The organism is Kitasatospora sp. NPDC008050, assembly GCF_042957465.1.
In the GTDB taxonomy this organism is placed as follows: Bacteria; Actinomycetota; Actinomycetes; order Streptomycetales; family Streptomycetaceae; genus Kitasatospora.
In genome coordinates this window covers 85,489-112,473 of record NZ_JBIBIJ010000008.1, presented here as the reverse complement: position 1 = coordinate 112,473, position 26,985 = coordinate 85,489, and the positions used below count along the sequence as shown (strand labels likewise).

Annotated in this window: 11 protein-coding genes, 1 tRNA gene and 1 pseudogene; 7 read left to right on the top strand and 6 right to left on the bottom strand. The window is 73.5% G+C overall.

Annotated features, from left to right (window positions below; genetic code table 11):
- Positions 1-351: 351 nt before the first annotated feature.
- The 3 genes from ACFZB9_RS17845 to ACFZB9_RS17835 all read left to right on the top strand — a co-directional run bounded on the left by ACFZB9_RS17845 (position 352) and on the right by ACFZB9_RS17835 (position 2,430).
- Positions 352-1,539, top strand: a complete 1,188-nt coding sequence (locus ACFZB9_RS17845; RefSeq protein WP_391448137.1) for a serine hydrolase domain-containing protein — start codon at positions 352-354, stop codon at positions 1,537-1,539.
- A gap of 177 nt (positions 1,540-1,716) precedes the next feature.
- Positions 1,717-2,181: an NADAR family protein gene (locus ACFZB9_RS17840; protein ID WP_391448135.1), complete on the top strand. Its 465-nt coding sequence runs from the start codon at positions 1,717-1,719 to the stop codon at positions 2,179-2,181.
- A 160-nt stretch (positions 2,182-2,341) separates the two neighbouring features.
- Positions 2,342-2,430: transfer RNA gene (locus tag ACFZB9_RS17835), tRNA-Leu, on the top strand.
- 115 nt (positions 2,431-2,545) lie between these two features.
- Here the strand turns inward: ACFZB9_RS17835 and ACFZB9_RS17830 are convergent.
- On the bottom strand, positions 2,546-3,214 hold the full coding sequence (locus ACFZB9_RS17830; RefSeq protein WP_391448133.1) for an alpha/beta fold hydrolase: 669 nt from the start codon (positions 3,212-3,214) through the stop codon (positions 2,546-2,548).
- A gap of 255 nt (positions 3,215-3,469) precedes the next feature.
- Here ACFZB9_RS17830 and ACFZB9_RS17825 point away from each other — a divergent pair, with 255 nt between their 5' ends.
- Positions 3,470-4,225: a helix-turn-helix domain-containing protein gene (locus tag ACFZB9_RS17825; RefSeq protein ID WP_391448131.1), complete on the top strand. Its 756-nt coding sequence runs from the start codon at positions 3,470-3,472 to the stop codon at positions 4,223-4,225.
- Positions 4,226-4,415: 190 nt separating this feature from the next.
- On the opposite strand, the pseudogene ACFZB9_RS17820 reads toward ACFZB9_RS17825, so the two are convergent.
- A pseudogene (locus ACFZB9_RS17820) lies at positions 4,416-4,631 on the bottom strand (zinc ribbon domain-containing protein); the annotation flags it as partial.
- Between the two features lie 223 nt (positions 4,632-4,854).
- Between ACFZB9_RS17820 and ACFZB9_RS17815 the strand changes: the two are divergent.
- Positions 4,855-5,523, top strand: coding sequence for an MBL fold metallo-hydrolase (locus ACFZB9_RS17815; RefSeq protein ID WP_391448129.1), 669 nt, complete (start codon positions 4,855-4,857; stop codon positions 5,521-5,523).
- Positions 5,524-5,904: 381 nt separating this feature from the next.
- Positions 5,905-6,090: a hypothetical protein gene (locus ACFZB9_RS17810; RefSeq protein WP_391448127.1), complete on the top strand. Its 186-nt coding sequence runs from the start codon at positions 5,905-5,907 to the stop codon at positions 6,088-6,090.
- A gap of 131 nt (positions 6,091-6,221) precedes the next feature.
- Here ACFZB9_RS17810 and ACFZB9_RS17805 read toward each other — a convergent pair whose 3' ends face one another.
- The gene (locus ACFZB9_RS17805; protein ID WP_391448578.1) at positions 6,222-7,331 is read right to left on the bottom strand and encodes an agmatinase family protein; all 1,110 of its coding nucleotides are present in this window, start codon (positions 7,329-7,331) and stop codon (positions 6,222-6,224) included.
- Positions 7,332-7,712: 381 nt separating this feature from the next.
- Here ACFZB9_RS17805 and ACFZB9_RS17800 point away from each other — a divergent pair, with 381 nt between their 5' ends.
- Positions 7,713-23,213, top strand: a complete 15,501-nt coding sequence (locus tag ACFZB9_RS17800; RefSeq protein WP_391448576.1) for a type I polyketide synthase — start codon at positions 7,713-7,715, stop codon at positions 23,211-23,213.
- Positions 23,214-23,502: 289 nt separating this feature from the next.
- Here ACFZB9_RS17800 and ACFZB9_RS17795 read toward each other — a convergent pair whose 3' ends face one another.
- Genes ACFZB9_RS17795 through ACFZB9_RS17785 form a run of 3 tightly spaced genes read right to left on the bottom strand, consistent with a single transcriptional unit; the run spans position 23,503 to position 26,912 of the window.
- Positions 23,503-25,053, bottom strand: coding sequence for an ArnT family glycosyltransferase (locus tag ACFZB9_RS17795; protein WP_391448125.1), 1,551 nt, complete (start codon positions 25,051-25,053; stop codon positions 23,503-23,505).
- Positions 25,054-25,071: 18 nt separating this feature from the next.
- On the bottom strand, positions 25,072-25,917 hold the full coding sequence (locus ACFZB9_RS17790) for an ABC transporter permease (RefSeq protein WP_391448123.1): 846 nt from the start codon (positions 25,915-25,917) through the stop codon (positions 25,072-25,074).
- Complete coding sequence (locus ACFZB9_RS17785; protein WP_391448121.1) at positions 25,914-26,912, bottom strand: ABC transporter ATP-binding protein; 999 nt, start codon at positions 26,910-26,912, stop codon at positions 25,914-25,916. The genes ACFZB9_RS17790 and ACFZB9_RS17785 overlap by 4 nt, the downstream gene beginning before the upstream one ends.
- Between the last annotated feature and the right edge of the window lie 73 nt (positions 26,913-26,985).

Below are 26,985 nucleotides of genomic sequence, written 5' to 3'. Positions count from 1 at the left end.
CCGCGTCAGCCGCAGGTGCCGGTCCTGCGGCGGCCGCGCCCCAGTCCCTCTAGGGGATGACCCTGAGAACCGCCGGTATACGCACAGCTCAGTCGCATGGCCCCGAAGTCGGGGTGACCCCGGGGCCGCCGACGGAAATTCCGCCGCGGCAACGTCCCGAAGCCGCCCGCGGCCGCCCGGCTGCTTCCCCGTTGCCTCTCTGCCGCCTTCTTGCGGCCTGCCTCAAGTCGGCACCGGAGGATGAGAGTTCTCCGGGCATCTCCTTCCGCGGATCGATGCGGAATCGGTGACCGGACCGTGAAGCTGGCGTGCGCCGTTTCCTTCGGCAGTCGTCGAGAGAGGGAGATTCGCATGACGAACAGCAGGACCACGTCGCGGCGCGGCGTTCGCCTGGCCGCAGGGCTGCTCGCGGGCGCCACCGTGCTCGCGCTCGCACCGGCCGCGGGCGCCGCCACCCCGGCGGCGAGCCGCCCGGACGGCGCCGCCCTCCAGAAGGCTCTGGAGGCGATCACCACCCAGGCCGGTGCGATCGGCGCCATCGCCGAGATCCGCCAGAACGGCCAGGTCGCCTGGCGCGGCACCGCCGGGCTGCGGGACCTCGCCAGCAAGGCACCGGACCCGGTCGAGGGGCGGTTCCGGATCGGCAGCGCGACCAAGACCTTCCTGGCCACGGTCGCGCTCCAGCTCTCCGCCGAGGGCAAGCTCGGTCTCGACGACCCGATCGAGCGCTACCTGCCCGGCGTGGTCCCGGACGGCGCCTCGATCACGGTGCGTCAGGTGCTCAACCACACCGCCGGGATCTTCGACTACACGGAGGATCCGCGGTTCGCCGAGGACACCGAGGCCGAGCAGGAACAGCTGGTCGCCACCGACCGCTGGCACACCTACACCCCGCAGCAGCTGATCGCCGTCGCCACCGGCCACCCGCCCTACTTCGCCCCCGGCCAGGGCTGGCACTACTCCAACACCGACTACCTGCTGGTCGGCGAGCTGATCGGCAAGGTGACCGGCCACTCCTGGCGCACCGAGGTCCAGCAGCGGATCCTGCGCCCGCTCGGCCTGCGCCACACCTACCTGCCCGGCACCGCCACCTCGATCCCCGGCCCGCACGCCCACGGCTACCTCGCCCTGACCGCCGGCCCCGCCGACATCACCGAGCTCAACCCGTCGGTGGCAGGGTCCGCCGGCGAGATCATCTCCACCACCGACGACCTGACCCGGTTCAACGCCGCCCTGCTCGGCGGCCGCCTGCTCGCCCCGGCCCAGCTCGCCGAGATGACCACCACCGTCCCCGCCATCGCCGACCCGCCCTCCGAGTACGGCCTGGGCCTGATGCGCATCCCGCTGTCGTGCGGCGCGGTCTGGGGCCACCCGGGCGGGATCTACGGCTACACCACCTACGTGTTCGGCGACCGCAGTGGCACCCGCCAGATCGCCGTCTCGGTGACCCCCTACGACCCGGCCAAGTCCGCGGCCCTCGTCCCGACCGTCATGGCTCTGATCGACCGGACCTTCTGCCCCACCGACCCCACGCCGTAACCACCGCTCGCCCGGTGTGCCTCCGCACCTCCTCCGCACCGCCTCTGAACGCCACCGCACCGCCACCGCACCGCCACTGCGGCGGCCCCGGTGCAGGGGCACACGGGCGAAATCCGATTGCGGGCACAGCGCAGGACCTGAGACGGTGCGGCTTCCCGCGACTGTCACGAGGTTCGGATGACGATCTACTTCTACGGTGCCGACGAGGTCCCCTACGGCTGTTTCTCGAACTTCTCCGCGCACAGCCTGGACCTCGACGGGCACCTGTGGCCGACCTCCGAACACTACTTCCAAGCACAGAAGTTCATCGGCACCCGCCACGCCGAGCTCATCCGTGGGGCCCGTACGCCGTTGCGCGCGGCCGAGTTGGGCCGCGACCCGGCCAAACCACTGCGGCGGGACTGGGACCGCGTCAGGGACGACGTGATGCGTCGTGCCGTGGCGGCCAAGTTCGCGGCGCATGCGGACATCCGCGGCATCCTGTTGTCCACCGGCGATCAGGAGATCGTCGAGGACACCGGCACCGACCACTACTGGGGCCGCGGCAGGACCGGCACCGGCCGGAACATGCTCGGCCGGATCCTGATGCGCACTCGCCACCGACTGCGCACCGAGGCCCAGGGGCGTCACGATCGCGGATGACCCGGACCGGGTCCACGGGGGATCGCCGTCTCGGTCGGCGGGGGCCTCTTGCCGAATCTCTGACGCAGCGTCAGGAGAGCGTCAGTGACAGGTCAGTGGGACAGGCCATGGTTGGTGACACGGGGACAGGCCGCAGCGAGTGAAACGGCCGGTTCCTGGGGGAGAGGTGCCCGGAGTGGTTGATCGGGGGCCGGGGCTCAGGCCTCGGTCGGGCGCAAGCCCACGCAGGTTCGAATCCTGCCTTCTCCGCTCACCGTCGGCCTGTCGCCCGACCGGGCGGTCGGATCGGCCCGCCGACTGGACCGGGCCCACCCACTGATCGCCGGTGGGCCCGATCGGCACCGCCGCTCGGTGCGGCCGCGGTTCATCCGCCGAGCAGTAGTGCGGCGACCGCCTCCGGGGCCTCGTGCATCGCGTCGTGTCCGGTGGGGAGGTCGTGGACCTGCCACGCGGGATCGGCCTGGAGCCGGGTGCGGAGTTCGGCGAACGGCGTCTTGTCCTCCCAACCCGAGCAGTAGACGAACTCCCGGCGGGGGACCTGGGCGAGCGTTCCGGTGAGCCGGATCCTCTGCAGGAACGAGGCCAGGGGATGCGGACGGCGGCGGGGATCGCCGCCGTCCGGCGGCCGGACGGCGTAGCCGGTGGCCGCGGCGCCGGCCGCGAACACCTCCCGGAAGTGCTCGTTCGTTGACGACCAGCACGACTCGCCGTCGCGCGGTACGTAGGCGTCGAGATGCACCAGCCGTGAGATCCGGCCGCCGGCGCGGTCGGCGGCGGCGGCGATCACCATCCCGGCGTAGCTGTGGCCGACCAGCGTCGCGTTGGTGATGTGGTGGCGATCGAGGTGCCGCAATACGTCGTCGGCGTGCGTGTCGAGGTTGGCGGTCGCCACCGTCGCGTTGTCGTCGTCCGGCCGTAGGCCGGTCAGGGTCAGGGCGTGAACGGTGTGACCGGCACGCTCCAGCAGCGGAACCACCGCCTCGAACGACCAGGAGCCCTTCCAGGCGCCGGGCACAAGGACGAACGTCGCCATGCGTTTTCTCCTTCTCTCTCAAGCCGCGGCATCGAGGCACGCTGCCCTGATGACACGGGGGTGCGGTCAGGCGCTTTCGCGCGACTGACGGCCACTGCGCATACAGGTAGTGTCACGGGATCAAGGTGTGGCTTGTTAGCGATAGGACGCCAACTGATGCCTGTTCACGGCCAACCTCGGGGGATCGCCGGAGTGACGTCACATGTGTGGCCGTCCGGCGGGCGCCACCTGCGGCCATCCGGCGAGACAAGTGCGGTGCAGTCGCACGACCGGGGACACCTGGTCTACGCAGCCAGCGGCGTCCTGGCAGTGCACACCGAGCGCGGCACGTCGATCGTCCCCGCCAACCGGGTCGCCTGGACCCCCGCCGGGTTCACGCACTGCCACCGCGCCCACGGCGACACCGATATGCGGATCGTCTTCCTCGCGCCGTCCCTCGCCCGGCTCATACCGGACCACCCCGCCGTGTTCCTGGCCTCCGGCCTCGCCCGCGAGGTCCTGCTCGCCCTGACCGGCCCCCGCAACTACGAGCCCGCCGCGCCCGACTACGGCCCCGGTGGCCGCTCCGCGCGCTCTCGCCTCCTTCGAGTCCTCGTCGATGAACTCCGCGAAGCACCCGAACAGCCACTGCACCTGCCCGAACCACGGGACGACCGACTGCAAGCCATCGCCCGGATGCTGCACGAGACGCCTGCGGACAACGCCACGCTGGCCGAACTGGGGAAGACGATCGGAGCCGGCACCCGAACCCTCAGCCGACTGTTCCGCAACGAACTCGGCATGACCTTCTACGAGTGGCGCACCCAGCTACGCGTCCACCACGCGCTCGTGCTCCTCGCCGACGGCCACGACACCACCCAAACCGCCTACGCCTGCGGATGGGCCAACCCCAGCAGCTTCATCGCGGCGTTCACCGGCATCATCGGAACGACCCCGGGCCGCTACCGAACCAGTCGCCGGACCACCGCCCGCGTGTCTCAACTCCCGACGGTGGTCAAGCCCTCGGGGTGATACCCGTGCGCACCTTCGCCCGTGGTCCGCAGCCTCCCGGTCGGCGCGGCGTCCGGCCGTTGCGGCCTTCCCGGATGGGCAGACGTGCGGCATCCGTGACGTCAATTTGACCCGGCCGTAAACGACCGGGCTTGGAGGTAGGGCGCGGCTGGCTGCCGCGTGGCCTCCTCCGTCTGAGTACCTCTGTGGGTGCTGGGACGCGTGACGCACGCCCCGCCGGCCACACAGCAGCGCCGCGTGCGGCGATGTTGCGGGACGCGTTCCGGTCGGCGTGGGCAACAACCCCGCAGGACCGGCAGATGAACAGGGCCTGGGAGACCCGGTTCCTCTTGTCGATGTGGTGGCAGTCGGCGCAGGTCTGCGAGGTGTACGCGGGATCGACGTACACCAGTGGCACCCGGCGCGCTGTCAGGCACTGTGCCCGGCGTCATCGTACGCAGCCTGATCCGCCGAGCCTGGACCAGTCACCGCTGGGCAGCGCGCCCCGATGCCGACCATGAGCAGGCACCCATCTGCGTCCCCCGGCCGCATGGAGACGCGCATGGGCGAGCTGGATCACATCCCGCACACCTGGTGAGCTGTCAGCGAACGAAGGCATAGCGGCGGGCCCGGCCGCGCAGGCTGGGGGTATGGATGTGATCGAAGTACGGCCGATGCTGCACATGCTCCGCTTCCCGGTAGGGACCGCCTATCTGTGGCGGGACGGCGATCAGCTGACCCTGATCGATACCGGGACGGCGGACTGCGCGACGGAGATCGAGGAAGTGCTGGAGGGCGAACTGCGGCGGATCGTGCTGACGCACTGGCATGAGGACCACGCGGGCTCGGCCGCCGAACTGGCCGCCAGGCACGGGGCGGAGGTGGTGGCGCATCGGCTGGAGGCTCCGGTGATCCGGGGCGAGGCGACCGGGGCGCCAGCGGTACTGGAGGAGTTCGAGCTGTCTATCAGAGCGGCTCTTCCGCCGCTGCCGCCAGCTCCACCGTGCCGGGTGGACCGGGAAGTCGAGGACGGCGACATCCTGGACTTCGGTGGCGGGGCTGTGGTCATCGCGGTACCTGGACACACGGAGGGGTCGATCGCGCTCCACCTGCCTGGACCAGGCGTGCTGTTCACTGGCGATACGGTCGCCAACGTCGGCCGGACCATGCTCGGTGTCTTCAATACCGACCGCGCCCGTGCCATCGAGTCGCTGCACCGGTTGGCCAAGCTGGAGGTCGAGACGGCGGTCTTCGGGCACGGCGACCCGATCGGCCGCGGCGCGACGGCTGCACTGCAGGCAGCAGCAGCAACGGTGTGACGGTGCCCCACCCGGCGCAATCGCAGGTTCCGTGATCACGGGGCCATGACACTCCGTGATCACGGAACCTGCATTTGCCACGCCTGCCCACCGGACAAAGCTGTCGCCTATCTGTGCGACCTCTAAGTCGCCAGCCTGAGCGGCTGGCCGTGGCCTGGCTTCAGGGCCTCGGCCAGCCGTCCCGGGCAGTGGCCCTGGACGGCAACCCGGGCTCGTGCCGGGGCCCGAGGTTTCGGCCCTGGCCGAAAGCATCGCGCCGGGTTCTCTCCGGTCCGACGATAGCCAGGACGCGGCCCGCCCGGCAGGGGGCGGCCATCCCGATCAGAGCCTCAGGAGGCCAGCGATGTGCACCGCCGTACCGTCCCGGCGTTCCCAATCAACGTGAACAGCGGGAAGACGGTGGACCGCGACCAGAGCGGCCGCGGCACCCGCTACCACCGGAGCGACGGCAGCTCCCTCTGGGAGGTGCCCAGGACCTCGCACCTCAGCGTCGGCTTCCACCCGGGCAGGCAGCAGCAGGTGCTGACCCAGCACCGGGTGGAGGGCCTCTGCCGGAGGCTCGCCTGACGGTCCTTGCGGTCCTGACGCTCCTGCCGGGCTTCACCGACCCGGGGTGCCGCCCGTCACGGGGGTGCGGGCGGCACCCCGGCTCCGCCAGGGCCAGGGCTGGGGCTGGGGCCGGGAGTCCCCGGCGGGGGTCAGCCCATCGGGAACTTGACCTGGCCGGAGACGATCGGGTTGAGGTAGTTCGGTCCGGCGATCTTCAGGCGGTTCATCGCCAGGCCGGTCAGGCCCTCGAAGATGGCGCGGCGGGCATTCATGGTGGTGGAGTAGCCGTGGTCCAGGTGCGGGGCGACCTCCACCACGTCGATGCCGATGACCTTGGTCTCGTGGCAGATCCGGCGGAAGGCCGGGAAGAGTTCACGGGTGGTCAGGCCGCCCGGCTCGGGGGTGCCGGTGCCGGGGGCGAAGGCCGGGTCGAGCACGTCGATGTCCAGCGAGAGATAGACGAACTCGGCGTTCTCCTGAACCTCGGCGATCGCCTTCTCCAGCACCGCGGTGAAGCCGATCTGCTCGATCTCGGCCATGAAGTGCGACTTCATGCCCTGTCGCCGCATCCAGTGGAAGAGTTGGTTGTCGGGGCCGGTGATGGTGCGCAGCCCGACCTGGACCACGTTGCCCGCCGGGATCTTCTCGTCCTCGATGATCCGCCGGATCGGGGTGCTGTGGGTCACCTGGTGGCCGAACTGGCTGTCGTGGCAGTCGGGGTGGGCGTCGAAGTGGATCACGCCGATCTTCTCCGGGCCGTACACGTCGGCCAGCGCGCCGACGCTCGGCCACAGCAGCGAGTGGTCGCCGCCCAGCAGCACCGGCACCGCGCCGACCTCGGCGATCTCGCGCACCAGCGACCGGATCGGGCCGATCGAGTTGGGCGTGCTGAACGGGTCCACGGCCGCGTCGCCGTAGTCGACGACCTTGAGCACGTCGAACGGGTTGATCCGGGTGCTGGCGTTGATCACGGCCTCGGGGGTGTTGAAGACGTAGCGTTCGTCCGCGCGGATCATCCGCGGGCCGTACGAGGCGCCGCGGTGGCCCACCGAGGAGTCCAGCGGGATGCCCAGCACGGCCACGTCGACGTTCCCGGCCCGCAGGTCCTCCTGGTTGAGGCAGAGCGGCACGCCCATGAAGGTCGCGATGCCCGAGTACGCGGGGTGCGCGTAGTAGCGGCGGATGTCGATCGGCCCCGGCTCCCGGGCGGGCGCCGCCGACCGGTCGATCTCCACGCGCTGCGCGGGCGTCTGAGGCATCTCGTTCAACACATCTCCCCGGTGGATGACACGGCGCATTCCCCCATGCGAGTGCTTCGCATATTCCGCTCGCGTCCAGCGTAGGTGCGCCGGAAATGCGCGGCTTCCCGCACGACCTCCTATTCGACCCCGGCACCCCCTGTTCGGCGGCCGGCCAACCCCGAGCAGGCCGACCCTAGGGGCAGGTTAGGGGTTGGGCGCCCGATGCGGCCGCCCTACCGTGACGGCGGAAAGCGCCGTGTCGAACGTTTCGCCGCCCACCCGAGAGCTTCGGAAAAACCTTCTGCGTGGGCGCACCCGCGCGCAGCGCGGATTCCGGAATGCCGCAAATGAGGTCACGAAATGGCGAATGAAGAGACACTCCGCAGCTATCTCAGGCGGGTGACGGCCGACCTGGCACAGACGCGGCTGCGGCTGCGCGAGGTGGAGGCGAAGGACCAGGAGCCGATCGCCATCGTCGGAATGAGCTGCCGGCTGCCGGGCGGGGTCGGCTCGCCCGAGGAGCTGTGGCAGCTGGTTGCCGGCGGCCAGGACGCGATCTCCGAGTTCCCGGCCGACCGCGGGTGGGACGTCGAGACGCTCTACCACCCGGACCCGGACCACGTCGGCACCTCCTACACGCGCGAGGGCGGCTTCCTGCACGGGGTCGCGGAGTTCGACCCGGCGGTCTTCGGCATCAGCCCGCGCGAGGCGCTGGCGATGGACCCGCAGCAGCGGCTGCTGCTGGAGGTGGCCTGGGAGGCGTTCGAGCGGGCCGGCGTCGACCCGCTGTCGGTGCACGGCAGCCGGACCGGTGTCTTCGCCGGGACCAACGGCCAGGACTACCTGGCCGTCCTGCTGAACTCCACCGACGACGTGGAGGGTTACCTCGGCACCGGCAACGCGGCCAGTGTGCTCGCCGGCCGGATCTCCTACACCTTCGGCCTGGAGGGCCCGGCCGTCACCGTCGACACCGCCTGCTCCTCCTCACTGGTCTCGCTGCACCTGGCGGTGCAGGCGCTGCGCAACGGCGAGTGCTCGCTGGCGCTGGCCGGGGCCGTCACGGTGATGAACACGCCCGGCAACCTCATCGACTTCAGCCGTCAGCGCGGGCTGGCCGCCGACGGCCGCTGCAAGGCCTTCGCGGACGCCGCCGACGGCACCGGCTGGGCCGAGGGCGCGGGCATGCTGCTGGTCGAGCGGCTTTCCGACGCACGGCGCAACGGGCATCCGGTGCTGGCGATCGTGCGGGGCAGCGCCGTGAACCAGGACGGCGCGTCCAACGGTCTGACGGCGCCGAACGGCCCCTCCCAGCAGCGGGTCATCCTCCAGGCGCTGGCCAGTGCCCGGCTGACGCCCGATCAGGTGGACGCCGTCGAGGCGCACGGCACCGGCACCCGGCTGGGCGACCCGATCGAGGCGCAGGCGCTGCTGGCCACCTACGGCCAGGGCCGTCCCGCCGACCGGCCGCTGCTGATCGGCTCGGTCAAGTCGAACCTGGGCCACACCCAGGCCGCCGCGGGCGTGGCGGGCCTGATCAAGATGGTGATGGCGATCCGGCACGGCGTGCTGCCGAGGACACTGCACGTGGACGAGCCCTCCTCGCAGGTGGACTGGGGCTCGGGCGCGGTGGAGGTGCTCACCCAGGCGCGGCCGTGGCCGCGGACCGGGGCGCCGCGCCGGGTGGGCATCTCCTCGTTCGGGGTCAGTGGCACCAACGCGCACACCATCATCGAGCAGGCCCCGGTCGAGGAGACCGACGAGACGGAGACCGACGAGACGGCGGCCGGGGAGGCTGACGGGACTCCGACGAGCTCGGCGCCGGCCGTGCTGCCCTGGCCGCTGGCCGGGCGCACCGAGGAGGCGCTGCGTGCGCAGGCGGCCCGGCTGCGGGAGCGGCTGGAGGCCGATCCCAGCCTTCAACCGCTGGACGTGGGCTACTCGTTGGCCACCGGCCGGGCGGCGCTGGAGCAGCGCGCGGTGCTGGTGGCCGACGACCGTGCGGAGTTCCTGCAGGGGCTGCGGGCCCTGGCGGCGGGCGAGCCGGCCGCGGCTCTGGTGCGGGGCTCGGTGGCCGAGCGCAAGCTGGGCGTCCTGTTCACCGGGCAGGGCAGTCAGCGCGCCGGTATGGGGGCGGAGTTGTATGGCGCGTTCCCGGTGTTCGCCGAGGCGTACGACGCGGTCCGCGGGGAGCTGGACCGGCACTTGGCGGTGCCGCTGAAGGAGGCCGACGCGCTGCTCGACGAGACGGCCTCCACCCAGCCGGCGCTGTTCGCGCTGGAGGTGGCGCTGTTCCGGCTGGTCGAGTCCTTCGGTGTGCGGCCGGACTTCCTGGCGGGGCACTCGATCGGCGAGCTGGCGGCCGCGCATGTGGCGGGCGTGCTCTCGCTGGCCGATGCCGCGCGGCTGGTGGCGGCGCGTGGCCGGTTGATGCAGCAACTGCCCGCTGGTGGCGCGATGGTGGCGGTTCAGGCGGGCGAGGACGAGGTGCTGCCGCTGCTGGCCGACCGCCCGGAGGTGGGGATCGCCGCGGTCAACGGGCCGTCGGCGGTGGTGATCTCGGGCGCCGAGGCGGCGGTGCTTCAGGTCGCGGAGCAGCTGGGCCGCAAGACGAAGCGGCTGACGGTCAGCCATGCGTTCCACTCGCCGCTGATGGAGCCGATGCTGGCCGAGTTCCGCGCGGTGGTCGAGGAGTTGACCTTCGAGCCCGCGCGGATCGCGATCGTCTCCACGCTCACCGGGCGGCCGGCCGCCGCCGAGGAGCTGTCCACGCCCGACTACTGGGTGCGGCACGTCCGCGAGGCGGTGCGCTTCGCCGACGCGGTGCGGGCGCTGGAGGCCGAAGGGGTCGCCAGCTTCCTGGAGTTGGGCCCGGACGGGGTGCTGAGCGCGCTCGGCCAGGAGTGCCTGGCCGGGGAGGCGGTCTTCGCACCGGTGCTGCGCGCCGACCGTCCGGAGGTCCGGGCGCTGACCACCGCCCTGGCCCGGATCTTCGTGCGCGGCACGGCCGTTGACTGGCAGGCCTGCTACGCCGACCGCCGCGCCCGCCGGGTGGACCTGCCCACCTATGCCTTCCAGCGGCGCCGCTACTGGCCGACCGCTGCCGCGTGGGCGGAGGCCGGAGCGGCCGGGGAGCCCGGCGGGGACGGCGTGGAGGCGCGGTTCTGGGAGGCGGTGGAACGTGGTGATCTGGAGGCGCTGACCAGCACCTTGGCGGTGGCGGGGGATCTGCCGCTGAGTTCGGTGCTGCCCGCGTTGACCGCGTGGCGGCGGCAGAGCCGTGAGCGCTCCACGGTCGAGGGCTGGCGGTACCGGATCGGGTGGCGGCCGACCACGCAGGCCCCCCGGTCCGTCCCGGCGGGGCGCTGGGTGGTGGTGGCGCCGGCCGGTGAGGAGTGGGCCGCCGCCGCCGGGCGGGTGCTCGGCGCCCAGGGTGTGACGGTCCGTCAGATCGAGGTCGATGCGGCGGCGGCAGGACGGGCCGAGCTGGCCGGGCTGCTGGCCGACGGGCAACCGGTCGCCGGGGTGCTCTCCTTCCTCGCCTTGCAGGAGGGCGGGTGCGCCGACTCGCCGTCGGTGTCGGCGGCACTGGCCGGCACCTTGGCGCTGGTGCAGGCGTTGGGCGATGCCGGGGTCGAGGCGCCGCTCTGGTGCGTGACGCGGGGTGCGGTGTCGACCGGGCGCTCGGACCGGCTGGCATCGCCGGTGCAGGCGCAGGTGTGGGGTCTGGGCCGGGTGGTGGCGCAGGAGTATCCGCAGCGCTGGGGCGGTCTGGTCGACGTCCCGGAACCGACCGATGAGCGGGCGCCCGCCCGGTTGCTCGCGGTGCTGGGCGGACTGGGCGAGGAGGACCAGCTGGCGATCCGCTCCTGCGGCGTGCTGGCTCGCCGGCTGGTGCGTGTGCCGAGGGCCGAGGCGGTGGCGCCGGGGTTCGTCGCGCGCGGGACCGCGCTGGTGACGGGCGGCACGGGTGCGCTGGGTGCGCAGGTGGCGCGGTGGTTGGCGCGGGCGGGGGCGGAGCATCTGGTGCTGACCAGCCGGCGTGGCCTGGCGGCCGACGGCGCGGCGGAGTTGGCGGCCGAGCTGACCGCGCTCGGTGCGCGGGTGACGGTGGCGGCCTGCGATGTGGCGGACCGCGCCGCGCTGGCCGAGGTGCTGGCGGCGGTGCCGGCCCAGTTCCCGCTGACGACGGTGGTGCACGCGGCCGGTGTGCTGGACGACGGTGTGCTGGATGCGCTGACGCCCGAGCGGCTGGCGGGCGTGCTGCGTCCGAAGGTGGCCGCGGCGGTCCATCTGGACGAGCTGACCCGTGAGTTGGACCTGTCCGCGTTCGTGCTCTTCTCCTCCTTCGCCGGCGCCTTCGGCGGCCCGGGCCAGGGCAACTACGCGGCGGCGAACGCCTTCCTGGACGCGCTCGCCGAGCAGCGGCGGGCGGCGGGACTGCCGGCGACGTCGCTGGCCTGGGGCCCGTGGGCCGAGGGCGGTATGGCGGTGGACGAGGTGGTCACCGAGCGGCTGCGCCGGGGCGGCCTGTCGGCGCTGGCGCCGGATCTCGCGATCGCCGCGATGCGGCAGGCACTGGACCAGGACGAGACGTACTCGCTCGTCGCGGACCTGCACTGGGAGCAGTTCGCGCCGCAGTACACCGCGATCCGGCCGAGCACGTTTTTCGATGAACTACCCGAAGCCGCACGTGCGTTGGCGGCCTCCGAGGCGCGGACCGGGGCGCCGGCGGCGCAGAGCGAGTCGCTGCGGCAGCGGCTGGCGGTGGCGAGGGAGGGTGAACGCGGCCGGATCGCGCTGGACTTCGTGCGCACCCAGGTTGCCGCGGTGCTCGGCCATCCGGGGCCGGAGTCGGTCGAACCGGCGCGCGCGTTCCGCGAGTTGGGCTTCGACTCGCTGACGGCCGTCGAGCTGCGCAACCTGCTGGCCGCGCTGACCGGCCTGAAGCTGTCGGCGACCCTGGTCTTCGACTACCCGAACGCGACCGTGCTGGCCGAACAGCTCTGCGTCGAACTCCTCGGCACGGTGGTGGACACCAGGACGGCCGCGGCTGCCCCGAGCAGCCCGGCGGACGCGGACGACCCGATCGCCGTCGTCGCCATGGCCTGCCGGTTCCCCGGCGGGGTGAGCACGCCCGAGGAGCTGTGGCGGCTGCTGGCCGAGGGCACGGACGCGCTCACCGGCTTCCCCACCGATCGCAGCTGGGACCTCGACGCCGTCTACCACCCGGACCCGGAGCACCCGGACACCAGCTACGTGCGGGAGGGCGGCTTCCTGGCGGCGGCAGGGGCGTTCGACGCGGGGTTCTTCGGGATCTCGCCGCGCGAGGCGCTGGCCATGGACCCGCAGCAGCGGCTGCTGCTGGAGGTCTCCTGGGAGGCGCTGGAGCGGGCGGGGATCGATCCGGCGTCGCTGCGGGGCAGCCGGACGGGGGTCTTCGCCGGGACCAACGGGCAGGACTACCTGCCGCTGATCCTGACCGCCCCGGACGGCTCCGAAGGCTTCCTCGGCACCGGGAACGCGGCGAGCGTGATGTCGGGCCGGGTCTCCTACAGCCTGGGGCTGGAGGGGCCGGCGGTCACCGTGGACACGGCCTGCTCGTCCTCGCTGGTGGCCCTGCACTGGGCGATCCAGGCGCTGCGCGCCGGAGAGTGCTCGCTGGCGCTGGCCGGCGGTGTGACGGTGATGTCCACGCCCGGCTCGTTCATCGACTTCAGCCGTCAACGCGGGCTGGCGGCCGACGGGCGCTGCAAGGCCTTCGCCGCGGCGGCCGATGGCACGGGCTGGGGCGAGGGCGCGGGCATGCTGGTGGTCGAGCGGCTCTCCGACGCGCGGCGCAACGGGCACCCGGTGCTCGCGATCGTCCGGGGCTCGGCGGTCAACCAGGACGGTGCGAGCAACGGTCTGACGGCGCCCAACGGGCCCTCGCAGCAGCGGGTGATCCAGCAGGCGCTCGCCTCGGCCGGTCTGACGGCCGATCAGGTCGACGCGGTGGAGGCACACGGGACGGGCACCGCGCTGGGCGACCCGATCGAGGCGCAGGCGCTGCTGGCCACCTATGGCCAGGGCCGCCCCGGGGACCAGCCGCTCTGGCTGGGGTCGGTCAAGTCGAACCTGGGCCACACCCAGGCCGCTGCCGGTGTCGCGGGCATCATCAAGATGGTGCTGGCGATGCGCAACGGTGTGCTGCCGCAGACGCTGCACGTGGACGAGCCCTCGCCGCAGGTCGACTGGGCCTCGGGAGCGGTGGAGCTGCTGACCCAGGCGCGGCCGTGGCCGGAGACCGGGCGGCCGCGTCGGGCCGCGGTCTCGTCGTTCGGGATCAGCGGCACCAATGCGCACACGGTGCTGGAACAAGCGCCGGAGTTCGCCGAAGAACCGGCTGCCGAGGCGACGGTGGCGGCTGCGGTGGTGCCGTGGCCGCTGTCGGCCCGCACGGCGGCGGCGCTGTCGGGGCAGGCCGAGCGGTTGACCGCGCACCTGCTGGAGCAGCCGCAGGCGCGGCCGGTGGATGTCGGCTACTCGCTGGCGACCACCCGGGCGGCGTTGGAGCACCGGGCGGTCGTGCTGGCCGAGGACGCCGACGGATGGCGGGCCGCGCTGGCCGCACTGGCCGCGGGCGAGCAGGCCCCGGGGCTGGTCGAGGGCACGGCGGCGCTGGGCCGCACGGCGTTCCTGTTCACCGGACAGGGCAGCCAGCGGCTCGGGATGGGCGCCGAACTGTACGACACGTACCCGGTGTTCGCGGCTGCGCTGGACGAGATCCTCGCGCACCTGGACCAGCACCTGGACCGCCCGCTGCGCGAGGTGATGTTCGCCGCCGACGGCGAGCTGATCCACCGCACCGGCTATGCGCAGCCGGCGCTCTTCGCGCTGGAGGTGGCGCTGTTCCGGCTGCTGGAGTCCTGGGGCGTGCGACCGGACGTCCTGGCGGGGCACTCGATCGGTGAGCTGGCCGCCGCGCATGTGGCGGGTGTGTTCTCGCCGGCGGATGCGGCCGAACTGGTGGCCGCCCGTGGCCGGTTGATGCAGGCGCTGCCCGCCGGTGGGGCGATGGTGGCGGTGCAGGCGGGCGAGGGTGAGGTGCTGCCGCTGCTGGCGGGCCGCCCGGACGTGGGCATCGCGGCCGTCAACGGCCCGGCCTCGGTGGTGCTTTCGGGTGCCGAGCAGGCGGTCCTGGAGGTGGCCGGGCAGTTGGGCGGCAAGTCCAGGCGCCTGTCCGTCAGCCACGCGTTCCACTCGCCGTTGATGGAGCCGATGCTGGCGGAGTTCCGCGCCGTCGTCGCCGAACTGACCTTCCACGCACCGGCGATCCCGATCGTCTCGACGCTCGACCGGACGGCCGATCTCACCACCGCCGAGTACTGGGTGCGCCACGTCCGCGAGGCCGTCCGGTTCGCCGACGCGATGAGCCTGCTGGCGGACCAAGGGGTCACGAGCTATCTGGAGCTGGGCCCCGACGGTGTGCTGAGCGCGATGGGCCGGGAGTGCCTGGCCGAGGACGCGCTCTTCGCGCCGGTGCTGCGCACGGGCCGTCCCGAGGCGCGCGCCGTGGTCACCGCCCTCGCCCGGGCGTACGTCCAGGGCGTGCCGGTGGACTGGGACGCGTTCTTCGCGGGCCAGGGCGCCCGGCGGATCGACCTGCCCACCTACGCGTTCCAGCGCGAGCAGTACTGGCCCGACGTCCCGGCGCTGGGTGCCGGGGACGTCACCCTGGCGGGCCTCGGCGCCACCGACCACCCGCTGCTCGGTGCGGCGGTGGAACTGCCGGACTCCGGCGGCTACGTCTTCACCGGCCGGCTCGCGCTCGCCACCCACCCGTGGCTGGCCGACCACGCCGTCATGGGCACCGTGCTGCTGCCCGGCACGGCCTTCGTCGAGATGGCGGTGCGCGCGGGCGAACAGCTCGGCTGCGAACTGCTGGAGGAGCTCACCCTCGCGGCGCCGCTGATCCTGGCCGGGCCGGGCGGGGTGCAACTGCGCCTGACGGTGGCCGCCCCGGATCCGGCCGGGCGCCGGGCGCTGAGCCTGCACTCGCGGCGCGAGCAGGCCCCGGCCGAGGAGCCGTGGATCCGGCACGCCACCGGTCTGCTCGCCACCGGCGGAGCGCCCGCCGAGTTCGAGCTCGCCCAGTGGCCGCCGCCCGGTGCCACCGAGGTCGAGCTGGCCGGCCACTACGAGGGCCTGATCGAGCTGGGATTCGAGTACGGCCCGGCCTTCCAGGGCCTGCGACGGGCCTGGCGCGGCGCGGGCGAGGTCTTCGTCGAGGTGCGCCTGCCGGAGCGGGCCCGGGCCGAGGCCGCGCTGTTCGGCCTGCACCCGGCGCTGCTCGATGCCGCCCTGCACGCGCTGGGCATGGCCGACACCGACGGCGAGACCGACTGGCACGGCCGGCTGCCGTTCTCCTGGACCGGTGTGTCGCTGTACGCGGTCGGCGCTTCGGCGCTGCGGGTGCGGCTGGCGCGGGTCGGGGCGGACGGGGTTTCGCTGGAGCTGGCCGATGAGGCCGGACGTCCGGTGGCCGCGGTCGACACCCTGGTGCTGCGGGCCGTGTCGGCCGAGCAACTGCGTTCGGCGCAGGCCGCGTTCCAGGAGTCGCTGTTCCGCCCGGAGTGGGTGCCGCTGCCGCCGGCCGCCGCCCCGGCGGATGAGCGCTGGGCGGTGCTGGGTGACGGGGCCGGGGCGCTGGACGGCCTCGACCGCGACCTGCCCGTCCACCCCGACCTGGACGCGCTGCTGGCGAGCGGCACGCTGCCCGACGCCGTGATCGTCCCCTGCCTGGCGTCGCCGAACCCGGCGGCGGACCTGCCCGAGGCGGTGCTCGCCACCGTGAACCGGGTGCTCGCGCTGGCCCAGTCCTGGCTGGCCGAGGAGCGGACGGCCGACACGCAGCTGGTGCTGGTCACCAGGGGCGCGGTGGCGACCGCCGCCGACCCGGACGTCATCGACCTGGCACACGCCGCTGCCTGGGGCCTGCTGCGCTCGGCGCAGACCGAGAACCCGGCCCGGATCGTCCTGGTCGACGTGGACGAAGACGCCGCCTCGGCCCGGGGGCTGACCGCCGTGCTGGCCCACGAGGAACCGCAGCTGGCGATCCGTCAGGGGGCGCCGCACGCACTGCGGCTGGCCCGGGTGGAGTCCGCGCCGCAGGCGCAGAGCGCCGCCTTCGGGCCGACCGGCACCGTCCTGATCACCGGCGGCACCGGCACGCTCGGCGCGCTGCTCGCCCGCCACCTGGTGGCCGAGCACGGCGTCCGGCACCTGCTGCTCACCAGCCGACGTGGCGCCGAGGCTCCGGGTGCAGCCGAACTCGTCGCGGAGCTGGGCGAGTTCGGCGCCTCGGTGACGGTCGCGGCCTGTGATGCGGCCGACCGTGCGGCGCTGGCCGAGCTGCTCGGCCGCGAGCTGGCGCAGCCGCTGACCGCCGTGGTGCACACCGCGGGCATCGCCGACGACGGTGTGCTCGCCTCGCTCACCCCCGAGCGGATCGCCGGGGTGTACCGGCCGAAGGCCGAAGGCGCCTGGAACCTGCACGAGTTGACCGCCGGGCTCGACCTGTCGGCGTTCGTGCTCTTCTCCTCGGCCGCCGGCCTCTTCGGCGGACCGGGGCAGGGCAACTACGCCGCCGCCAACGCCTTCCTGGACGCGCTGGCGCACCACCGACGGGCCCGGGGGCTGACGGCCACCTCGCTGGACTGGGGGCTGTGGGCGCAGCGCAGCGGCGTCAGCGGCCACCTGGACGCCAACGACCTGGCCCGCCTCGAACGTTCGGGTCTCGGCGCGCTCGGCTCGGCCGAGGGCATGGCACTGTTCGACGCCGCGCTCTCGGCCGAGGGCGCCGTCCTGGTGCCGATGCACATCCGCACCGCCACCCTGCGCGAGCAGGCGGCGGCCGGGCAGCTGCCCACGCTGCTGCGCGCGCTGGTCCGGGCCCCGCTGCGCCGCAGCGTGGCACCGGCCACGGCGACTGCGCCGGGCGGCGAGTCCGCGCTGGTCGCCCGGCTGGCCCCGCTGCCGGCCGGCGAACAGCGGCAGGCGCTGCTCGACCTGGTGCGCGGCCAGATCGCCGCCGTCCTCGGCTACTCCGGTGCCGAGGCCGTCGACGGCGGACGGGCCTTCAAGGAGCTGGGCTTCGACTCGCTGACGGCGGTCGAACTGCGCAACCAGCTGAACACCGTCACCGGCCTGCGGCTGCCCGCCACGCTGATCTTCGACTACCCCAACCCGACCGTGCTGGCCGGCCACCTGCGCGACGAACTGCTCGGCTCGCTGCCCGAGGTCGCCCCGCAGGAGCAGCAGTACGCCACCCGGACGGTGGCGGAGGAGATGGGGGCACCTCCCGGCCGTCAGGCTGGGGGAGACCCGATCGCCATCGTCGCGATGGCCTGCCGCTACCCGGGCGGGGTCCGTTCGCCCGAGGAGCTGTGGCAGCTGATCGCCGGCGAGCGGGACGGGATCTCCGGCTTCCCCGCCGACCGCGGCTGGGACCTGGACGAGCTCTACAACCCGGACCCGGACGCGCTCGGCACCTCGTACACCCGCGAGGGCGGGTTCCTCTACGACTCCAGCCACTTCGACCCGGCGTTCTTCGGGATCTCGCCGCGCGAGGCGCTGGCCATGGACCCGCAGCAGCGCCTGCTGCTGGAGACCGGCTGGGAGGCGTTCGAGCGGGCCGGCATCGACCCGGCGCGTGTGCGCGGCAGCTCGGTCGGTGTCTTCGCCGGTGTGATGTACCACGACTACGGCACCCGGCTGCGGTCCGCGCCCGACGAGGTCGAGGGCTACCTCGGCACCGGCGGCTCCAGCAGCGTCGTGTCGGGGCGGGTCTCCTACACCTTCGGTCTGGAGGGCCCGGCGGTCACCGTGGACACCGCCTGCTCCTCCTCGCTGGTCGCCCTGCACCTGGCGGTGCAGGCGCTGCGCAACGGCGAGTGCACGATGGCGCTGGCCGGCGGCGTGACCGTGATGTTCACGCCCGGCACCTTCATCGAGTTCAGCCGCCAGCGCGGCCTGGCCGCCGACGGCCGCTGCAAGTCCTTCGCCGCGGCGGCGGACGGCACGGGCTGGGGCGAGGGCGCGGGCATGCTGCTGGTCGAGCGGCTCTCCGACGCGCGGCGCAACGGGCACCCCGTGCTCGCGGTGGTGCGCGGCTCGGCGGTCAACCAGGACGGTGCGAGCAACGGTCTGACGGCACCGAACGGCCCCTCGCAGCAGCGGGTGATCCGGGCGGCGCTGGCGAACGCCGGACTGACGGCCGACCAGGTGGACGCGGTCGAGGCGCACGGCACCGGTACCCCGCTGGGCGACCCGATCGAGGCGCAGGCGCTGCTGGCCACCTACGGCCGTGAGCACACCGCCGAGCGGCCGCTCTGGCTGGGGTCGGTGAAGTCCAACCTCGGGCACACCCAGGCGGCCTCCGGAGTGGCGGGCATCATCAAGATGGTGCTGGCGATGCGGCACGGGGTGCTGCCGAAGACGCTGCACGTGGACGAGCCCTCGCCGCAGGTCGACTGGGCCTCGGGCGCGGTGGAGCTGCTGACCCAGGCGCGGCCGTGGCCGGAGACCAGGCGGCCGCGCCGGGTGGCGGTGTCCTCCTTCGGGATCAGCGGCACCAACGCGCACACCGTCCTGGAGCAGGCACCGGACCCCGAACCGGCGATCGAGCCGGCAGCGGTCCCGCCCAGCGACCGGGCCGCGATGCTGCCCGAGGTGCTGCCCGAGGCGCTGCCCTGGGTGCTCTCCGCCAAGGGTGAGCCGGCCCTGCGGGCGCAGGCCGCCCGGCTGCGCGCCCGGCTGCTGGAGCAGCCCGAGGCGCGGCCGCTCGACGTCGGCTACTCGCTGGCGGCCGGGCGCGCGGCGCTGGAGCAGCGCGCGGTGCTGGTGGCCGACGACCGCGCGCAGTTCCTGGACGCGCTGGAGGCGCTGGCGACCGGGGCGCCGGGCGGCGCGAGCCTGGTGCAGGGCTCGGCCGGTACCGGGCGGACCGCCTTCCTCTTCACCGGGCAGGGCAGCCAGCGGGCCGGGATGGGGGCTGAACTGTACGACGCCTTCCCGGTGTTCGCCGAGGCCTACGACGCGGTCCGCGCGGAGCTGGACCGGTATCTGGCGGTGCCGCTGAAGGACGCGGACGCGCTGCTCGACCGGACGGAGTACACCCAGCCGGCGCTCTTCGCGATCGAGGTGGCGCTCTTCCGCCTCGTCGAATCCTGGGGCGTGCGCCCTGACTTCCTGGCGGGGCACTCGATCGGCGAGCTGGCCGCCGCGCATGTGGCGGGCGTGCTCTCGCTGGCGGATGCGGCCGAACTGGTGGCCGCCCGTGGCCGGTTGATGCAGGCGCTGCCCGCCGGTGGGGCGATGGTGGCGGTGCGGGCGGGCGAGGAGGAGGTGCTGCCGCTGCTGGCGGGCCGCGCGGACGTGGGCATCGCGGCCGTCAACAGCCCGGCCTCGGTGGTGCTTTCGGGCGCCGAGCCGGCGGTGTCGGAGGTGGTGGGTCAACTGGGCGGCAAGTCCAAGCGGTTGACCGTCAGCCATGCGTTCCACTCGCCGCTGATGGAGCCGATACTGGCGGAGTTCCGCGCGGTGGCCGAGCGGTTGACCTTCCACGCGCCGCGGATCCCGATCGTCTCCACGCTCGACCGGAACGCGGACCTGGCTACTGTCGATTACTGGGTGCGCCACGTCCGCGAGGCCGTCCGGTTCGCCGAGGCGATCGAGACCCTGGCCGATCGTGGCGTCACCCGGTACCTGGAGCTCGGCCCCGACGGTGTGCTGAGCGCGATGGGCCAGGAGTGCGTGGCCGGCCCGGCGCTGTTCGTGGCGGTGCTGCGGGCGGGCCGCCCGGAGGCGCCGGCGCTGCTGACGGCGCTGGCCCGGGCCCATGTGCAGGGCGTGGCCGTCGACTGGGCGGCGGTCTTCGCCGGCCGGGGCGCCTGCCGGGTGGACCTGCCCACCTACGCCTTCCAACGCGAGCGGTACTGGCTGGACATGGGCGTCTCGCTCGGTGACCTGGCCACCGCCGGTGTCGACCCGACCGGGCACCCGCTGCTCGGTGCGGCGGTCGAACTGCCGGACACCGGCGGCTTCGTGCTCACCGGCCGACTCGCGCTCTCCACCCACCCGTGGCTGGCCGACCACGCCGTGCTGGGCGCGGTGCTGCTGCCGGGCACGGCCTTCGTCGAGCTGGCGCTGCGGGCGGGCGAGCAGGTCGGCTGCGAGCTGCTGGAGGAACTCACGCTGGCCGCGCCGCTGGTCCTGCCCGAGCGCGGCGGGGTGCAGGTGCGGATCACGATCGGCGTGCCGGACGCCTCCGGCTGCCGCCCGCTGACCCTGCACTCGCGCCCGGAGCAGTCCCCGGCCGAGGAGCCCTGGACCCGGCACGCCACCGGGCTGCTCGCCACCGGCGCGCAGCCCGCCGCCGTCGACCTCGCCGAGTGGCCGCCGGCCGGTGCCGAGCCGGTCGACCTCGCCGACTTCTACACCGGGATGGCGGCGGCCGGTCTGGAGTACGGCCCGCTCTTCCAGGGCCTGCGCCGGGCCTGGCGGCGCGCGGACGAGGTCTTCGCGGAGATCCGGCCCGCCGACCCGGCGGCCTCGGAGGGACCGCGGCGGCCGGGCCTGGACACCGCGTCGTTCGGCCTGCACCCGGCGTTGCTGGATGCCGCGCTGCACGGAGTTGCGCTGGGGCCGGTTCGGGGCGGTGTGGGCGAGGGAGCCGACCAGGAGGCGGGCCGGGCCCGGTTGCCGTTCTCCTGGAGCGGGGTCCGGCTGCACGCCACCGGCGCGGCGCAGCTGCGGGTGCGGCTGACGCCGGCCGGGGCCGACGCGGTGGCGCTGGAGCTGGCCGACGGGACCGGGCGTCCGGTGGCCTCGGTGGACGCGCTGGTGCTGCGGGCCGTGTCGGCCGGTCAACTGCGCGGCGCACAGGGCGCTTTCCACGACGCGCTGTTCCGTCCGGAGTGGGTGGCCCTGCCGCCCGTGGCCGTCGGCGCGTCACCGGCCCGCTGGGCGGTGCTGGGCGGCGAGCCCTTCGGCGACGGGCCGGTGGTCCACGCCGACCTGGCCGCGCTGCTCGCCGGTGGTGAGCTGCCGGAGGCGGTGGTGCTCCCGTGCTTCGCACCGGACATCACGGATACCACGGACAGCGTGGACGCCGCCGGCAACACCGGTACCGGTACCGGTACCGGTGTTGCCGCGCGGGCCGCCGTCCGGGAGGTCCTGGAGCTGGTCCAGGCCTGGCTCGCCGAGGACCGTCTCGCCGACACCCGCCTGATCGTCGCCACCCGGGGCGCGGTGGCCACCGCCGAGGACCACGGCCCGGCCGACCTGGTGCACGCCCCGGTGTGGGGTCTGCTGCGCGCCGCCCAGGCCGAGCACCCGGACCGGATCGTGCTGGTCGACCTGGACGCGGCCGCCGACCCGCAGCACGCGCTGTCCGCCGCGCTGGTCGGCGGCGAGCCGCAACTCGCCGTCCGCGCGGGCGTCCTGTACGGGTTCCGGCTCGGCCGGGTGGCCGCCGGGCCGACCGAGCGGGCGACCGTGCTGGATCCGGCCGGTACCGTGCTGATCACCGGCGGCACCGGCGCGCTGGGCGCACTGGTGGCCCGCCACCTGGTGACCGAGCACGGCGCCCGGCACCTGCTGCTCACCAGCCGCCGTGGTGCCGATGCCCCGGGCGCGGCCGAACTCGCCACCGAACTGCGCGAGTCGGGGGCCCAGGTGGAGATCGCGGCCTGCGACGCGGCCGACCGCGAGGCGCTCGCCGCCCTGCTGGCGGCGATCCCGGACACCCGGCCGCTGACCGCCGTGATCCACACCGCCGGTGTGCTCGACGACGGAGTGTTCGCCGGGCTGACACCCGAGCGGCTGGACGCCGTGCTGCGCCCGAAGGTGGACGCGGCCTGGCACCTGCACGAGTTGACGCGGCATCAGAAGCTGTCCGCGTTCGTCCTGTTCTCCTCGTCCTCCGGTGTTTTCGGTGGCGCGGGCCAGGGCAACTACGCCGCCGCCAACACCTTCCTGGATGCGCTGGCCCAGCACCGCAGGGCGCAGGGCCTGGCGGCCGGCGCACTGGCCTGGGGCCTGTGGGCCACCGAGGGCGGCATGGCCGGCGGCCTGGACGAGGCGGACACGGCACGGCTGGTCCGGGCCGGGTTCGCGCCGCTGGCGCCCAAGGAGGGCATCGAACTCTTCGAGCTGTCCCTCGGGTTGGACGATCCGGTGCTGGTGCCGATGCGGCTGGACACCGCGGTGCTGCGTGGCCAGGGCGACCCCGAGCGGGTGCCGCACCTGCTGCGCGGCCTGGTCCGGATCCCGGCCCGGCGCCCGGCAGCCACCGCCACGGCCGCGGCGGCGCCCGAGGAGCGCTCGCTCACCGAGCGGCTGCGGGGGCTGCCGGACGCCGACCGGGACCGGCTGCTGCTGGACCTGGTCCGCGGGCAGGTGGCCGCGGTGCTGGGCTACGGCAGCGCCGGGGCGATCGAACCGGAGCGCGGCTTCGTCGAGTTGGGCTTCGACTCGCTGACCGCCGTCGACCTGCGCAACCGGCTGGGCGCGCAGGCCGGGGTGCGGCTGCCGGTCACGCTGATCTTCGACTACCCGACCCCGGTGGCGCTGGCCGGCTACCTGCGCGAGCAGACCCGCGAGGCCGAGGCGGCCGGCGGCCCGGCCCTGCCGATCGGTGCGGAGCTGGACCGCCTGGAGTCGATTCTCGCCGGGCTCACCCCCGGCGAGGAGGAGCACCGGGGCATCACCAGCCGGCTGCGCACCCTGCTGTCGATGTGGACCGAGACCCAGCAGCCGCCGGCGGCGGCCGGTGGCGAGCCCGCGGCCGGCACCGAACTCGGCTCGGCCACCGCGGACGAGCTGTTCAGCCTGCTGGACGAGGAGTTGGGGCTGAACTGACCGGGTACTGACCGGGTGTTGACCGGGTACTGACCCGGCGAGAGCTCGACCGCCCCCTCGGACCGGAGCACCGTCCCGGTCCGAGGGGGCGGTCGTGTCTGGACCGGGGCCGGTCCGGCAGCATCCGCCGGACCGGCCCTACGGGTTGCGGGACGGGCCCTACGGGTTGCCGGACGGGCCCCTACGGCTTGCCCGACCGGCCCTACGGTCGGCCCCCGGTCGCAGCAAAGCTTCGGCCCCGGGATCCTCAGGATCCCGGGGCCGAAGCCGTCCCTCTCGTGATGGTTCGTCAGGCGAACTCGTGCAGGCCGGGCCAGAGCGTGGACCACGGCGTGTGCGGGCCCTGGCAGAGCCAGACCGCCTTGCCCTGGTCGATGTTCGTCACCCCGTGGCCGTTGTCGATCGTGGCCACCTGGCGCACGCTGCCGAACTCGCCGCGCAGCGTCGCCTCGTCGCCGCCGACGTAGAGCACGGCGCCGGAGTCGTCCGGCGGCGCCCCGAAGTACCAGGCGCCGCGCTGCGGGCTGTAGGCCTGCGGCAGTCGGCGGGCCGGCCCGTAGAGCTCCAGGGCGCCCTCGGCCCAGAAGGTGTCGGTGACGATCACCGCGTGCTGCCGCTCGTCGGCGGGCAGCGCGCGGTAGGCGGTGGCGACCGTGTCGGCCAGCTGTGGCCAGCCGATCGTCTCGGCGGTCGAGAAGTTGAAGGCGTAGGGCACCTTCGCGATCGAGGAGAACGGATACAGCGGCAGCTCGGCGACCGCCACCACCGCGCAGATCACGAAGGAGACCGTGCTGTGGCTCCAGCGCCAGCCGCGCGAGGCCGGGCGGTGCTGCAGGGAGACCGCGCCCGCGGCCCAGAGCACCGGGAAGAGCCCGGCGAGATAGTACGAACGTCCGTCGCCGACCAGGAAGAACGCGGTGGTGCCGAGCGCCGCCCAGCCGAGGAAGCGGTGGTCGCGCAGCTCCGGCATCCGCAGCAGCCGCCACAGGCCCGCGCACATCAGCAGCAGCAACGGGAAGCCGGCCATCGACAGGGCCAGCGGCAGGAAGCCGACCCGACCGCCGAAGAGCCGGTCGTCCTCGGCGGCGATCACGCTGGTCATGTCCGCCTGCGGCCAGTGGTGCCGGGCCTGCCAGAGCAGGCTCGGCAGCGTCACCAGCACCGCGAACAGAGCGCCGGCCCAGAGCGCGGGCCGGGTCAGCAGCTCGCGCGGGCCGACCGCGACCACCGAGCCGAGCAGGGCGAGCAGGAGGACCCCCACCAGGTACTTGTTCTGCAGGTCCACCGCCGTCGCGAGGCCGAGCCAGAGCAGCAGCCGGTCGTCGCGCAGCCGGATCCAGCGCACCAGCAGCCAGCTGATCAGGGTCCAGAAGAAGACGTCCAGGGTCGGGGTGATGGTCAGGTGGCCGAAGACCACGATGATCGGTGACACGGCGAAGGCGCCTGCGCTCAGTACCTGGGCGCGCCGCTGCCCGCCCATCTCGCGGGCGAGCTGGGCACAGAGCAGCACGCCGAGGCCGCTCAGCAGGGTCGCGGGCAGCCGCAGCACCACCAGGTTGCCCGGGGCCAGCGCATTGAGCGCGTGCGCGAGCAGTGGCAGCAGCGGCGGCTGGTCGGCATAGCCCCAGGCGGGGTGCCGGCCGGCCACGATGAAGTACAGCTCGTCGCCGTAGTACCCGTAGCGGTTGCTGGTGACCAGCAGGGCCAGCGTGAGGATCCCGGCGATGATCGCCACCGGTCGCCGGGCGAAGGGCTGTTGGTCGGCCGGTGGTCGCGCGGCGGCCGCGGGTGCCGGCTGCTCGGCGGATGCCGTACCGGCGGCGAGGTCGGTCTGGGCCATGGGTTCCTCCTCCTCGGCTCAGTCCAGCGCCCGCTTGCGGAAACCACGGATGCCGATCAGTCCGTACAGCAGGCAGGCGGCGACCAGCGCGGCGAGGTCGATCCAGAGCGGGATCGAGTGCAGGGCGGTGTGCGGGATCAGGACGGACCGCAGCCCCTCGCTGACGTAGGTCAGCGGGTTGAGCGCGCACACCACCTGGAACGGCCGCACCGCGCTCAGGCCGAACCACGGGAACTGGGTGGCGCCGGTGAACATCAGTGGGGTCAGCACCACGGCGATGATGATGCTGATGTGCCGCGAGTCGACCGCGGTGCCGATGGTCATCCCCACCGTGGCGCCGGCCAGCGAACCGAGCACCAGGATGCCGGCGACCGGCAGAGCGCTGGACAGCGGCCAGTGCACGTGGTCCAGCAGCAGGAAGCCGAGCGGGATCATCACGCCGGCACCGATCAGGCCGCGGATCGCCCCGAACAGCAGCTTCTCCATGGCGACCAGGCCGAGCGGGATCGGCGAGAGCAGCCGGTCCTCGATCTCCTTGGTGAAGGAGAAGTCCACGATGAGCGGGAAGGCCGTGTTCTGCAGCGCCACCAGGAAGCTGCTGAGCGCCACCACACCGGGCAGCAGCACCTCCTGGAACCCGTCGCCGGTGTAGCCGATGCCGGTCAGCACCTTGCCGAAGACGAAGAGGATGAAGAACGGCTCGACGACCACCTGGGCCAGGAACGGCACCAGCTCGCGGCCGGTGACGAAGATGTCCCGCCACAGGATGTAGCAGAACGCCCAGGCCGCCGAGCGGACCCTGCGGGCGCCCACCGGATCGGCCCCGGCGTGCGGCAGGGGCATGAGGGGGGTGGTGGTGCTCAACGGAGTTCCCTCCCGGTCAGTTCGATGAACACGTCCTCCAGGGTCAGCTCGCCGAGGGACACGTCGTCGAGGTCGCGGTTCAGTTCGGTGAGGACGCCGACGACGGCGGGCAGCGCCGCCGTCGGCCGGCCGGTGGTGTAGATCCGCAGCCGGGTGGGGCCCGACGGGGCCTCGCCCCCCTCGGCGGCGCCGGTCCGGTCGACCGGCTCGACCCGCTCGACGCCGGTGGTCTTCTCCAAGGCCCGGAGCACATCGTTCGGGTCGGCCTCGGCGGACTCCCGCAGGGTGACGGTCAGGGTGCCGGTGCCCGGCAGCGACTCGGTCAGCGCCCGCGGGGAGTCGAGCGCCAGCAGCTTGCCGTGGTCGATGATGCCGACCCGGTCGCAGAGCTTGGCGGCCTCCTCCATGTCATGCGTGGTGATCACCACGGTGATGCCGGCCGCGCTCAGTTCGGTCACCCGCTCGTGGACGAAGAGCCGGGACTGCGGGTCGAGCCCGGTGGCCGGCTCGTCCAGGAAGAGCACCCGTGGCCGGTGCATCAGCGCCCGGGCGATCATCACCCGCTGCGCCTGGCCGCCGGAGAGCTCGTCCACCCGCGCCTTGCCGTGGTCGCTGAGGCCCACCCACTCCAGGCTGCTGTCCGCCAGCCGCTTGCGCTCGGCGCGGCCCATGCCGTGGTAGCCGGCGTGGAAGACGAGGTTCTGCCGGATGGTCAGCGAGCGGTCGAGGTTGTTGCGCTGCGGGACGACCGCGAAGGTCCGGTGTGCGCGGGCGGGGTCGGCCGCCACGTCGACCCCGAGGATGGTGACGCTGCCCGAGGTCGGGGCGACCCGGGTGGTCATGATGCCGACGGTGGTCGATTTGCCGGCGCCGTTCGGCCCGAGCAGGCCGAACACCTCGCCGGGGCGGACGCTGAAGCTGAGATTGTCGACTGCCGGGTGACCGCGGTTGCGGTATTTCTTGACCAGCCGGTCCACGACGACGGCAGAATCCACGGCCTGTGCTGCGCGTGCTCTATTCATTGATTCCTGCGAATCGGGCGGGACGCGATAACGGCGGCCTGGGGGC